Here is a 13,344-nt window from a genome sequence, read left to right on the forward strand (position 1 = left end):
CCGGTCGGTACCTATCTCTACCGCATGACACGTTATTCCCTGCTCGATCTGGTTCCCGTCATCGAAGGCGGCACCGTCTCTCAATCGCTCGCCAACGCGGCCGACCTCGCGCGGCATGCCGAGAGCGTCGGGTTCCAGCGCTACTGGGTCGCCGAACATCACGGCATGACCGGTATCGCGTCGGCCGCAACCGCGGTCGTGATCGCGCACGTCGCAGCCGCCACGAAGAGCATTCGCGTAGGATCGGGCGGCATCATGCTGCCCAACCATGCGCCGCTGACGATCGCCGAGCAGTTCGGCACGCTCGACGCGCTGTTCCCCGGCCGCATCGATTTGGGCCTCGGCCGCGCACCCGGCTCCGATCAGCGCGTCGCGCGCGCGATGCGCCGCACGTTGGAAACCGACGCAAACGCCTTCCCGCAGGACGTGATTGAGCTTCAGAGCTACTTCTCCAACGACGGCCAGACCGGCATCGTCGCGACCCCGGGCGCAGGCGCGGACGTAGAGATGTGGATCCTCGGTTCCAGCACGTTCGGCGCGCAATTAGCGGCGGCACTCGGGCTCCCCTACGCATTCGCCTCGCACTTCGCACCCGACGCGCTCGATGCCGCGCTCGCGATCTACCGTCGCGACTTCCGCCCCTCGGCGCGGCTTGCCAAGCCGCATGTCATGGCCGGCTTCAACGTGTTTGCGGCCGAGACCGATGCGGAAGCCGAACTGCTCGCCACCTCGCAGCAACAGTCGTTCGTGGCGCTTCGCACCGGCAACCCCGGCCGGATGAAGCCGCCCCTCGCCGGCTATCGCGAGTCGCTCGGCGCACAGGGCAACCAGATCCTCGACCACGTCCTGCAATGCTCGGCGGTCGGCAGCCCTGCCAAGGTCGCGCGCGGCATCACGGCGTTCGTCGAGCGGACCGGCGTCGACGAGGTCATGGTGACCAGCGCGATCTACGATCACGAGGCTCGGAAGCGGAGCCTGTCGATCACGGCGGACGTGATGCAGGAACTGAAGATCGCTGCGTAATTAGGCCGCGAACCGCTCCCGCTTAAGACACCACCCCGGCGAAGGCCGGGGCCCAATTGGGGGACGGTGGTAACGGAGGGCTGCGCATCGTTACTGCGACCTCTCCAATTGGGCCCCGGCCTCCGCCGGGGTGGTGCGTGCAGGGGGCGCGCGACCTACTCCCCCGCCCATTCCTTCAACAAAGTATACGCAATCGCATAAGGCGGCGGCGCCACGAACGGCCCGTCTTCCCCGCGCAGCACCGCGCGCACCATCTCACGCGGCACCCACATCGCATCCTCGAGCTCGTTCACGTCGAGCGTGATCGCATCGTCCTCGGCCTCGGCAACGCACGCCATCATCAACGACGACGGGAATGGCCAAGGCTGGCTCGCGACATACCGCACCTTGCCGACCCGAATGCCCGACTCCTCGAGGATCTCGCGCGCAACCGCCTCCTCGATCGACTCGGCGGGCTCGACGAAACCGGCAAGCGCCGAATACCGCCCCGGCGGCCATCCCTTGCCACGCCCGAGCAATGCACGCCCGTCATGCTCGGCGATCATGATCACCACCGGATCGACCCGCGGGAAATGTTCGGTCCCGCAGTTCGGACACTTCCGCGCCCACCCCGCCCGGAACGGCTCGGTCGGCGAACCGCACTTCGCGCAGAAGCCATGCCGGACATGCCAGTCGATCACACTGCGCGCACCAGCGTACGTCGCTGCCTCACCGGGCGCGAGCGCGGCCAGCACCGTCATCAGCGCGGGCGACCGCATCGCCGGCGCGTTGTCGACACGCATCCCGTTCAGCAGCGCCGCGAAATGCGGCCGCCCGCTCTCGTCGAGCCCAAGCAGGATCGGCTCGGCATCGTCCGGCATATCCGCCATCGAAATCCAAGCGAGATGCCCGTCGTCGGTCGTGCCCGGCAGCAACCCGTCGAGCACCAGCAACCGTGCACGCCAATCGCGCTGCGCCGCCGCCAGCCTTTCCGGATCGTGACGCAATGCATCAGACCGGTCGAGCGTCCCACCGGTAAATCCAGGTGCCTCCGTCACGCTCATCGGCGCAACCTCGCAGCATCCTGCAACAGCGCCGCGACCACCTGTTCCCGCAGCGGAATGCGGTCCGCGGGGAAGTAATTGACCATCACGTTGCCGCGCGACCGCTTGAGCGGATCAACCCAGGCGATCGTCCCCGCCGCGCCGCCCCAGGCATAGGTGCCCTTGCCCGGACCGTTCGGCGTCGTTTCCAACACCACTGATCCGCCCGCGCCAAAGCCCATGTTGCTGCCCTTCGTACCGCCGGTACCACCGCTCACGCCGCCATAGGCCACACCCGCCGGCAACAGGTTCGACGTCGCCAGCGCGATCGTCTCGGGCTTCATCACGCGCACGCCGTCGAGAATGCCGCCGTCCTGGATCATGTGCAGGAACCGGTCGTAATCGCGCGCCGACATCACGAGGCCGGCACCGCCATACGGAAAGCTCGGCTTCTGCAGGAACACCGAGTTCGCCGCGGGATCGAGCGGCGTCCGCGTATCGCCGACGAACGCGTAGTTCGTGGCGAGCCGCCCGACCTCGCTCTGCGGCACCTGCCAGAAGCTCGACTTCATCTTGAGCGGATCGAACAACCGCGTCTGCACGAACCGTTCGAAGCTCATGCCGCTCGCGACCTCGATCACGCGTCCCATCACGTCGAGCCCGATCGAATAGCTCCACTTCGTCCCCGGCTCGGCGATCAGCGGCAGCGTCGCGACGCGGTTGGCGAACTCCTCGAGCGACTTCGGCCGGACGGGCCGCATCTTCTCTTCCATCGCCGCGCTGACCGACAGCGGCAGGATACCGAGCCGCTCATATTCCTTGAGCAGCGGCCCCTTGGTGACGATCGTGTAGCCGAGCCCGGCGGTATGCGTCAGCAGGTTGCGGATCGTGATCGGCCGTACCGCGGGTCGCGTGGCGAGCGACGTGTCGGGGCTGGTCGCCACCTTCATGTCCTTGAACGCCGGGATATATTTGCTGACCGGATCGTCGAGGTTGAGCTTGCCGTCCTCGATCAGCATCATCGCCGACATGGCGGTGATCGGCTTCGACATAGAATAGACGCGCCACAGCGAATCGGGGCCCGCCGCCGGAGCATTCGGATCGTCACTGATCTTGCCCGCCGAAGGGAACAGCGTCGGGCCTTCGCCCACACCGAATGCACCCACAATCCCCGGCATCTTGTTCTGCGCGACATAATTATCGAACAGCGCGGACGTGGCAGGCAGCAGTGCGTTGACCGGGATCGTCATCCGCGGGGTCGGGCGCACCTGCGGCGACGTTCGGGGCGAAGGCTGGGGGCCGACTTGCGGCCGCGGTTGCGCCTGCTGAGCATAGGCCGTGGCGGCGGCCAGCGCGGCGAGTGCGCCCGTCGAAATCCAGTGCACCAGTTTCATGCAGCTCTCCTAAGGCCTAGTTGCGTATGGCCCAGTTTCGAATGGTCTTGCCGGCTTTGGCGAACACGGTCGGCAGCCCGGCGCTATCCAGGTCGTCGATCGGCCACCATTCGCTTGCCGTTGGAACACGCGGTTGATGCGCCTCGACCGTCGCCACCGCAAGCGTCAGTTGCAGATCGAAATGGGTAAATCCGTGCGCGACGGTTGCGTCCAGCATCCGCCAGTCCGCCTGCGCCGGCGCGTCCTCGAAACCGGGTGAAGCCGCGCCCCAAGGCCCGGTCGGAAACGCCCGCATCCCGCCCAGCAACCCCTTGTCCGGCCGCCGCACCAGCAGCACCTGCCCGTCGCGCTCCAGCCAGAAGATCGTCCCGTACCGCTGGGGCTTGGCCGCCTTCTTCGCCTTCACCGGCAACCGCTCGGGCGCCCCCTGAGCAAAGCCCTCGCAAAACTCACGGATCGGACACAACAGGCACTTCGGCGCGCGCGACGTGCAGATCCCCGACCCCAGATCCATCATCGCCTGCGCGAAATCCCCCGCCCGAGCATTCGGCGTGATCGAGTCCGCCGCCACCCGGATCGCCGGTCGCGCAGCCGGCAAGGGCGTCTCGATCGCGAACAGCCTCGCGACCACTCGCTCGACATTCGCATCGACCACCACCGCCCGCTCACCGAACGCGATCGCCGCCACCGCCGCGGCCGTATAAGCGCCGAGCCCCGGCAACGCGCGCAGCTCGACCTCGGTCCGCGGAAACACACCACCGTGATCCGAAACCACAGCTTTCGCGGCCTTCACCAGATTGCGCGCTCGTGCATAATACCCAAGCCCCGCCCAGGCGGCCATCACATCGGCATCGTCCGCCGCAGCCAGACTCGCGAAATCCGGCCACCGCGCGGTCCACGCAAGGAACCGCGGGGTCACCGCCGCCACCGTCGTCTGCTGCAACATCACTTCCGACAGCCACACCCGGTACGGATCGACCGCCTCGCCCGGCTTCGCGCGCCACGGCAGGTCGCGACGATGCGCGTCATACCAATCGAGCAGGGCCCCGGAGACCGAAGAGCGCTTGGCGTTCACGCGTCGCCTATGGCATGGGTTCGCAGATGAGCAAGCCGCCCGTTTCTGTGCCTAAATCTGCGACGCCCAAGCCGGCGACGAAGCGGATGAAAGGCAAGACCGACCCAGACGCCCCGCGCGAGAACCGCTCACGCGCGGTCGCCGAGCTGCTGCCCGCGATCGGCGGCGCAGCATTCCGGCGATTCGGCTTCGTCCAGTCGTCGATCGTCAGCCGCTGGCCCGAGGTCGTCGGCGCGAAACTGGCCGGCGCGAGCATTCCCGAATCGATCCGCTTCCCGGTCGGCAAGAAACAGGACGGCGTCCTGACCCTCACCGTCCGCGGCGCGCACGCACCGATGATGCAGCACATCGCGCCCGAGATCATCGAGCGCGTGAACCGCTTCTTCGGCTATGCCGCGATCGTGAAGGTCGCGATCCGCCAGGGCGAGGTCGCCGCCCCCGTCCCACGCAAGGCGCCGCCTTCGATCCGCCCGGTCCCCGTCGATCTCGGTATGAGCCTGAAGGGCATCGCCGATCCGGAACTGCGCGCCGTCCTCGAATCCCTCGCCGCCGGCGTCGCCTCGACGCACGGCCTTCCCAGGATCAACTGATGCGCGTCTTGCTTGCCGTCTTCGCCCTCTTCCTGCTGACCGGCGCCGCGCCCAAGCGCGACTGGTCGCAGACCGCGCGCATTCTCCCCTCGGGCGCCTACCTGATCGGCAACCCCGCCGCCCGCGTGAAGCTCGTCGAATACGCCAGCTACACCTGCTCGCATTGCGCCGACTTCTCGGTGAAGTCCGAACCCGTGCTCAAGCGCCAGATGATCGCGTCCGGCTCGACCAGCCTCGAAGTCCGCAGCTTCATCCGCGACCGGCTCGACCTTGCAGCAGCGATCCTTGCCCGCTGCACTGGCCCGAAAGGCTTCTCCGCCACCTCGTCCGCGATCTTCGCCGCGCAGCCGCAATGGCTCGAGCGCGGGATCGAATACCAGCAAGGCAACGCCGCGCGCCTGAACATGTACCCGGCCGCCGCCCAGATCCGCGCCAACGCCGACGGCTCCGGCCTGACCGCGTTCGTCAAGGCGCGCGGGCTCTCGGACGCGGCGATCAACGCATGCTTCGCCAACCAGCCCGAGATCGACCGCATCGTCAAACTGACCGCCGACGCGCCCAAGGAGATCGACTCCACGCCGACCTTCTACCTCAACGGCAAGATCGTCCCGCATGTCGGCTGGGAACAGCTCGAACCCGCGCTCCGCAAGGCCGGCGCCCGTTAATTCACGTGATCCACTGGAGTAACCCGATGAAGTTCCTGACCACGCTCGCCGTCCTGCCGCTCGCGCTTGCCGCCTGCTCGAAGAACGATTCGACCGGTAACGTCGACCAGCCCGCCGCCGCGCCAGTAGCAGCCGCCGCAGCCCCCGCCGGCCAGAACTGGACCGAGACGGTCGTGAAGACCCCCGAGGGTTACCTGATGGGCAACCCGAACGCGCCGATCAAGCTCGTCGAATACGGCGCGCGCTCGTGCCCGACCTGCGGCGCGTTCGGCCGCGAGGCGTACAAGCCGCTGACCGAGAAGTACGTCTCGACCGGGAAGGTCAGCTTCGAATTCCGCGACTTCCTCGTCCACGGCGCGCCCGACGTGGCGCTGACGTTGCTCGGCCAGTGCGGCGGCGTCGCGCCGTTCTTCCCGATCCTCGAGCAGATGTACGGCAACCAGATCGCCTTCCTCGACAAGCTCCAGGCGATGACCCCAGACCAGCAGAAGGCGCTCGCCAACCAGCCGCCGACGGTCGTCGCGACCAAGCTCGCCGAACAGATGGGCGCGATCGATTTCGTCAAGCAGCGCGGGATTCCCGAGGCCAAGGCGCGCGCATGCCTCGCGGACCAGAAGCAGCTCGAAGTGATGGCCAAGCCGACCGAGAACGCGATGCAGGCCGGGACGGTCACGGGCACGCCGACGTTCCTGATCAACGACAAGAAGCTCGATCAGGTCGTGAGCTGGGATCAGATGGAGAAGGCGCTGAAGGCGGCTGGGGCATAAGCGCGGCCGCCTCTTAAGAAGGTAGACGGCAACCTAACCCACCGCACCACCCCGGCGGAGGCCGGGGCCCAGTTGGGGGACGTCGCTGATCAGCGCTGCGTTCCGTCACTGCCACCTCTCCAACTGGGCCCCGGCCTTCGCCGGGGGGGGGGGCAGTTTGGGTTGGCGGCAGCTCCTTCTTGTTCTCCCGCGAAGGCGGGAGCCCAGTCTGGGTCCCCGCCTTCGCGGGGACACAAGGTGCAACGGCTCGGTATTAGAACAACATCGCTTACAGCCGGGGGGCGCAAAAATTGCAGATCAAGCGCCTCCGCATCACCGGCTTCAAGAGCTTCGTCGACCCAGCCGACCTCCGCATCGAACCCGGCCTCACCGGCGTCGTCGGCCCCAACGGCTGCGGCAAGTCCAACCTCCTCGAAGCGCTCCGCTGGACGATGGGCGAGGCCAGCGCAAAATCCCTGCGCGGCGCCGGCATGGAAGACGTCATCTTCGCCGGCACCGCAACCCGCCCCCCGCGCGACTTCGCCGAAGTCTCGATCCTCGCAGAAATAGCCGGTGACGAACGCGAGATCGTCCGCCGGATCGAACGCGGCGCAGGCTCCGCCTACCGGATCGACGGCCGCGACGTCCGCGCAAAGGACGTCGGCCTGCTCTTCGCCGACGCCGCCACCGGCGCGCACTCCCCCGCGCTCGTCAGCCAGGGCAAGATCGGCGCGGTCATCGCCGCCAAACCCGCCGACCGCCGCGCGATGCTGGAGGAAGCCGCCGGGATCGCCGGCCTCCACGTCCGCCGCAAGGACGCCGAGGGGAAACTCCGCGCCACCGAAGCCAATCTCGCCAAGCTCGACGAGATCATTGCCGATCAGGACGCGCGCGCCGCCACGCTGAAACGCCAAGCCCGCGCCGCCGAACGCTACCGCCTCATCTCCGCGCAGATCCGCGTCGCCGAAGCGCGCACATTGTTCGCCCGCTGGCGCGAAGCCGCTACCGCCGCTGACGCCGCCAAGGCCGAAGCCACCGCCGCCGAAACCCGCGTCCACGCCACCACCGAAGCCGAACGCGCAGCCGCCGCAGACCAGCACCGCGCGATCGAAGCCGTCGCCACCGCCCGCACCGCAGCACTCGCCGCGCGCGACCTGGTCGGCGATCTCACCCACCGCCTCGCCGCGCTCAAAACCGAGAAGGCCAGCGTCGAGCGCAGGATCGCCGACCTGACCGACGCCCGCGCCCGGATCGCCGACGACCGCACGCGCGAAGGATCGCTCGCCAGCGACGCCGCCGCCGCGCTCGCCCGCCTCGCCGACGAGGCCAAGGCGCTCGACACCGCGATCGCAGACGCCACCGCCGCGATTCCCGATCTCGACGCCGCACTCGCCGAAACCGAACGCAGCGCCCGCGACGCCGAAGTCTCCCTCGCCCAGGCGCTCGCCACGCAAGCCCGAGACGCCGCCGAAGTCCGCGTCGCCAGCGCAGCCCTCGCCGCCGCCCGCACCCGCGCCGACCGCGCCGATCGCGATGCCGCCCAGATCGCCGCCGCTCTCCGCGCGCTCGGCGACCCCGCCCCGCTAGCCACAGAGCGCGAAACCGCCGCCGAAGCCCGACGCACCGCGACTGCAGCAACAGAATCCGCCCGCCACGCCATCACACAAGCAGACACCGACGAAGCCGCCGCGACCAGCGCGCGAGACGCCGCCGAAATCACCCGCGCCACCGCCCGCGCAGACCTCGCCGCGATCGACAGCGAAGTGACGGCGCTCACCAAGGCAACGCAGCGCAGCGGCCGCGACCGGCTGCTCGACCATGTCTCGGCCAGCACCGGCTACGAACGCGCACTCGCCGCAGCACTCGGCGACGATCTGGACACCAGCCTCGACGCATGGGCCGGCGCCGAGCCCCGCGAAGACGACCCCGCCCCGCCCGCCGACGCCGAACCGCTGGCAGAGCATGTCGACGCGCCCCCCGCCCTCACCCGCAGACTCGCGCAGGTCTTCGTCGTCGGCACCGATGGCCAGCAACACCTCGCCGTCGGTCAGCGCATCGTCACCCGAAACGGCCAACTCCGCCGCTGGGACGGCTTGACCGCAACCGGCACCGGCGCAGCCGCCGCCGAACGCCTCGTCCGCCGCAACCGCCTCGCCGCGCTCCAGGCCGCCCGCCCCGTCGCAGCCAAAGCGCTGGACGACGCCGAACGAACCCGCGCCGCGATCGACGAGCGCATCGCCCAGGCTAGAGGCGAGTCGCAAACCGCCCGCGCCGCCCTGCAACGCGCCGAAACCGCCGCGCGCGACGCCCTCCGCCAGGAAGACCGCGCCGCCGCCGCGCTCGAACGCCTCGCCACCCAGCGCGCAGACCTCGACGTCCGCGCGCACCGCATCGCCGACGACGTCGCCGACGCGCACGCCGACCGCACCCGCGCCGAAGCCGCGATGGCCGCCGTCCCCGACGGCACCGCCAACGCGCGCCAGGTCGCCACGCTCCAATACGACGCCGAACGCAGCCGCGCCGCCGTCGCGCAAGCCCGTGCCGATCGCACCACGCTCGACCGCACCATAGCCGCCCACCGCGAACGCCTGTCCGCCGCGCAAGCCGACACCCGAAGCTGGCGCGCACGCGCCGGTGAAGCCGCCAAGCGCATCGCCGCCATGGACTCGCGCGAAACCACGCTCGGCACCGACTTAGCCGCGATCGCCGCTCGCCCCGCCGCCCTCGACGCAGAGATCGCCACGCTGGACGCCGAACACCAAGACGCGCGCACAACCGCCGACGCGCTCCTCGCCACCGAACGCACTGCGGAAACCGCCGCCCGCACCGCCGACGACGCCCACCGCGCCGCTACCGAAGCGCTCGCCGTCGCCCGCGAAGCGCGCGCCGGGGCGATCGCCCGCGTCGAAAACCACGAAGCGCGCCGCCTCGATCTCGGCCGCCTGTCGGGCGAACGCTTCCAATGCCCCGCGCCCGTCCTCCCCGAACGCCTCGGCTTCGCGGTCACCGACGTCCGCATGCCAGCGGAGGAGTCCGCCACCCACGACCGTCTCACTACCGACCGAGAGCGGATCGGCCCGGTCAACCTCGTCGCCGAAACCGAACTTGCCGAACTCGAAGAGTCCGCGCGGGGCAACGCGGTCGAACGCGACGAACTCGGCCAGGCGGTCAACCGATTGCGTGGCTCGATCGGCACGCTCAACCGCGAAGGCCGCCAGCGCCTGCTCGCCGCATTCGAAGCGGTCAACGGCCATTTCCAGCGCCTCTTCACCACCCTCTTCGACGGCGGCGCCGCGCACCTCGAACTGATCGACTCCGACGACCCGCTTGAAGCCGGCCTCGAGATCATGGCGCAACCACCCGGCAAACGCCTCCAGTCGCTCACCCTGCTATCCGGCGGCGAGCAGGCTCTGACCGCAGTCGCGCTGATCTTCGGCCTGTTCCTCACCAACCCCGCGCCGATCTGCGTCCTCGACGAGGTCGATGCGCCGCTCGACGACGCCAATATAGAGCGCTTCTGCGACCTGCTCGACCGCATGTCGCGCGACACCGACACGCGCTACCTCGTCGTCACGCACAACGCCGTCACGATGAGCCGCATGCACCGCCTGTTCGGCGTGACGATGATCGAACGCGGTGTCAGCCGCCTCGTCTCGGTCGACCTGCAAGCGGCAACTGGTCTGCTCGTAGCTGAATGATACAGATCGATTTTTCCGTATTATTTTGCCGGAACGCGGTCACGTTTTGCGGTATGACACCCGCATGTTCCTCGACGAATCCAGCATCTGGCCGCGCAAGGAAGACCTTCCGCCGCGCAAGCCTGTGTTCCGCCACGAGAAGGCGCTGAGCCGCATCCTGCTGTTCTACGCGCTCGTCCTGTTGCTGCTCCCCGTCAGCCTCGGCGGGTTCGTCGATCTGTTCCGCTATATCTTCGACTGACGCCCATCGCGGGAATGGTTGATATCAATCAATCGACACTTGCGATTCCGGAACGTAAGACGAACGGATGGCCCAGCTCGATACCCGTGAAAAGCTCGAGATTCTCGCCGATGCGGCCAAATACGATGCGTCCTGCGCGTCGTCGGGCACCACCAAGCGCAATTCGAAGGATGGCAAGGGGCTCGGCTCGACCGAGGGGATGGGCATCTGCCACGCCTATGCGCCGGACGGTCGGTGTATCTCGCTGTTGAAGATCCTGCTGACCAACAGCTGCATCTTCGACTGCCATTACTGCATCAACCGGAAGAGCTCGAACGTACGGCGGGCGCGGTTCACGGCGAAGGAAGTCGTCGACCTGACGATCGCGTTCTACAAGCGCAATTATATCGAGGGGCTGTTCCTGTCGTCGGGGATCATGGCGTCGTCGAACTACACGATGGAGCAGATGGTCGAGGTCGCGCGGTCGTTGCGCGAGGATCATCATTTCCGGGGATATATCCACCTCAAGACGATCCCCGACGCCGATCCCGAACTCGTCCACCAGGCCGGGCTGTACGCGGACCGCGTCTCGATCAATGTCGAACTCCCGACCGCGAACGGCCTGAAGCGCCTCGCCCCCGAGAAGGACGGCGTCCGTATCGAGACCGCGATGGCGGAGGTGAAAGCCTCGATCATCGACGGCAAGGACGCCAAGGCCAAGTACAAGTCCGCGCCCCGCTACGCTCCCGCCGGCCAGTCGACCCAGATGATCGTCGGCGCAGATGCTGCAACGGACGGCGACATCGTCCGGAAGGCATCGACCTTGTACGACCGCTTCGGCCTTCGCCGCGTGTATTATTCGGCGTTCAGCCCGATCCCGGATGCGAGCGCAGTGTTGCCGCTGCAACGCCCGCCGTTGATGCGCGAGCACCGGTTGTACCAGTCCGACTGGTTGATGCGGTTCTACGAGTTTCAGCCGCATGAGGTGGTGGCGGCTGCCGATGATGCGACGGGGATGTTGCCACTCGACATCGATCCGAAGCTCGCCTGGGCGTTGAAGTTTCGCGGGTCGTTTCCGGTCGATGTGAACCGCGCGCCGCGCGAGATGCTGTTGCGGGTGCCGGGGCTTGGGGTGAAGGCGGTCAACGGAATCCTGACGAGCCGGCGTTGGCGCCGGCTGCATCTGGCGGATGTCGCGCGGCTGACGGTTTCGGTTGCGAAGTTGCGGCCGTTCATCATTGCCGAGGATTGGCGCCCCGTCGTCCTGTCCGACCGCGCCGAACTCCGCCCGATCGTCGCCCCGAAACCCAAGCAAATGGAAATGTTCGCGTGACGCCCCCGCATTCCTCCCCGGAACGGGGAGGGGGACCAGCGCAGCTGGTGGAGGGGGGCTTCCACGAGCGTATCGTTGGTGGTGAGCCCCCTCCACCCCGCCGCTACGCGTCGCGGTCCCCCTCCCCGTGCCGGGGAGGATTATGCGCGTCGTAACCCTATCCGAACCCGACGATTTCGACGGCTGGCGCGACGCCGCGCGTGGCCTGATCGCCGAGGACGTTCCCCCCGACGACGTCGTCTGGCAGGTCGGCGACGAACCCGTCGACCTGTTCGCAACCGTCGCCGAACCCGCCCCTGCCCCGCCCCCCGGCGCGTTCTCCGTCCCCCGCGCTTTCATTGACCTAGCCCGCAGCGCCATCCTCGGCAGCGACCCCGAACGGTTCGCCCTGCTCTACACGCTGCTTTTCCGCCTCCGCCGCGAACCCAAACTGATTGAAGACCGCGCCGATCCACTCGTCCGCAGGCTCGACCGGATCGCCAAGGACGTCCGCCGCGACATCCACAAGATGCGCGCGTTCCTGCGTTTCCGCGAAGTCGAGGAAGACGGCGGAACCCGCTTCGTCGCATGGTTCGAACCCGACCACCACATCGTCCGCGCCAACGCAACCTTCTTCGTCAATCGCTTCGCCAGCATGCGCTGGTCGATCCTGACGCCCGAGGTCTCGATCCACTGGGACGGCAAGGCACTCAGCGAAGGCCCCGGCGCGAGCAAGGCCGACGCGCCCGACGGCGATCCGACCGAGGAAGTCTGGAAGACCTATTACGCCAGCATCTTCAACCCCGCTCGCGTGAAGATCGGCGCGATGCTGAAGGAGATGCCGAAGAAATACTGGAAGAACATGCCCGAAACCGCGCTGGTGCCGGGCCTGCTGGCGGCGGCGCAGGCGCGGGAGAGCGGGATGATTGCGAAGGCGCGCGATACGGTGGGCGGTAACAGTTTGATCGCGTGGGAGGCTTTGCGCGATGAGGCGGCAGGTTGCACGCGGTGTCCGCTGTACAAGCCGGCCACGCAGACCGTGTTCGGCGAGGGGCCGGTCGATGCGCCGCTGATGTTCGTCGGCGAGCAGCCGGGCGACCAGGAGGATCTAGCCGGACGTCCGTTCGTGGGGCCTGCGGGACAGATGTTCGACAAGGCGATGGCGGAGGCGGGTGTCGACCGGTCGCGCGCCTATGTCACCAACGCGGTGAAGCATTTCAAGTTCGAGCAGCGCGGCAAGCGACGGATCCATGCCAAGCCGGGCGCTGGCGAAATAGAGGCGTGCCGCTGGTGGATCGAGCAGGAGCAGATGCTGATCAAGCCGAAGGTGACGGTGGCGCTGGGCGCGACCGCAGCGCGGTCGTTGTTCGGGAAGGTGATGACGATCGGGCGGGAGCGTGGGCGGGCGTTGCAGTTGCCCGATGGTGGCGAGGCCTGGATCACGGTCCATCCGAGCTATCTGCTGCGGCTGCCGGATCCGGCGCAGGCGGCGGAGGAGTACGCGCGGTTCGTCGAGGATTTGAGGGTCGTGGGCGGGCGTATCGGTTGATCCTCCCCGGTACGGGGAGGGGGACCAGCGCAGCTGGTGGAGGGGGTTCA

General features: G+C 68.0%; 11 protein-coding genes. 8 read left to right on the forward strand and 3 right to left on the reverse strand.

The genetic code is table 11. From position 1 onward, the window contains the following. Window positions 1-24 precede the first annotated feature (24 nt). Window positions 25-1,023, forward strand: coding sequence for an LLM class flavin-dependent oxidoreductase (locus C8J46_RS05395; RefSeq protein WP_132735955.1), 999 nt, complete (start codon window positions 25-27; stop codon window positions 1,021-1,023). 155 nt (window positions 1,024-1,178) lie between these two features. Here the strand turns inward: C8J46_RS05395 and nudC are convergent, their stop codons facing one another. From nudC to C8J46_RS05410, 3 genes are read right to left on the reverse strand one after another with little or no spacing between them, the layout of a single operon-like run. Further along, a complete protein-coding gene (nudC, locus tag C8J46_RS05400; protein WP_132735958.1) occupies window positions 1,179-2,066 on the reverse strand; it encodes an NAD(+) diphosphatase in 888 nt (295 codons plus the stop codon). Continuing rightward, window positions 2,063-3,439: a serine hydrolase domain-containing protein gene (locus C8J46_RS05405; RefSeq protein ID WP_132735961.1), complete on the reverse strand. Its 1,377-nt coding sequence runs from the start codon at window positions 3,437-3,439 to the stop codon at window positions 2,063-2,065. The genes nudC and C8J46_RS05405 overlap by 4 nt, the downstream gene beginning before the upstream one ends. 16 nt (window positions 3,440-3,455) lie before the next feature. Continuing rightward, a complete protein-coding gene (locus C8J46_RS05410) occupies window positions 3,456-4,514 on the reverse strand; it encodes an A/G-specific adenine glycosylase (protein ID WP_243643230.1) in 1,059 nt (352 codons plus the stop codon). 86 nt (window positions 4,515-4,600) lie between these two features. Between C8J46_RS05410 and C8J46_RS05415 the strand changes: the two genes are divergently transcribed. From C8J46_RS05415 to C8J46_RS05440, 7 genes are all read left to right on the forward strand, one after another. Continuing rightward, a complete protein-coding gene (locus tag C8J46_RS05415; protein WP_243643261.1) occupies window positions 4,601-5,104 on the forward strand; it encodes a DciA family protein in 504 nt (167 codons plus the stop codon). Then, window positions 5,104-5,769 (forward strand): thioredoxin domain-containing protein, encoded by a 666-nt coding sequence (locus C8J46_RS05420; RefSeq protein ID WP_132735967.1) that lies wholly within the window; start codon window positions 5,104-5,106, stop codon window positions 5,767-5,769. Before C8J46_RS05415 ends, C8J46_RS05420 begins: the two co-directional genes overlap by 1 nt. 26 nt (window positions 5,770-5,795) lie before the next feature. Then, on the forward strand, window positions 5,796-6,536 hold the full coding sequence (locus C8J46_RS05425) for a thioredoxin domain-containing protein (RefSeq protein ID WP_056051660.1): 741 nt from the start codon (window positions 5,796-5,798) through the stop codon (window positions 6,534-6,536). Window positions 6,537-6,826: 290 nt separating this feature from the next. Then, window positions 6,827-10,213 carry an AAA family ATPase gene (locus C8J46_RS05430; protein ID WP_132735971.1) on the forward strand — a complete coding sequence of 1,129 codons (3,387 nt, stop codon included), beginning with the start codon at window positions 6,827-6,829 and terminating at the stop codon, window positions 10,211-10,213. Window positions 10,214-10,277: 64 nt separating this feature from the next. Beyond that, a complete protein-coding gene (locus C8J46_RS20725; RefSeq protein WP_165886462.1) occupies window positions 10,278-10,454 on the forward strand; it encodes a hypothetical protein in 177 nt (58 codons plus the stop codon). Between the two features lie 67 nt (window positions 10,455-10,521). Beyond that, a complete protein-coding gene (locus tag C8J46_RS05435; protein WP_132735974.1) occupies window positions 10,522-11,766 on the forward strand; it encodes a putative DNA modification/repair radical SAM protein in 1,245 nt (414 codons plus the stop codon). A 142-nt stretch (window positions 11,767-11,908) separates the two neighbouring features. Continuing rightward, window positions 11,909-13,294 carry a UdgX family uracil-DNA binding protein gene (locus C8J46_RS05440; RefSeq protein ID WP_132735977.1) on the forward strand — a complete coding sequence of 462 codons (1,386 nt, stop codon included), beginning with the start codon at window positions 11,909-11,911 and terminating at the stop codon, window positions 13,292-13,294. Window positions 13,295-13,344 lie beyond the last annotated feature (50 nt).

This window comes from Sphingomonas sp. PP-F2F-A104-K0414, from assembly GCF_004340945.1.
In the GTDB taxonomy this organism is placed as follows: domain Bacteria; phylum Pseudomonadota; class Alphaproteobacteria; order Sphingomonadales; family Sphingomonadaceae; genus Sphingomonas.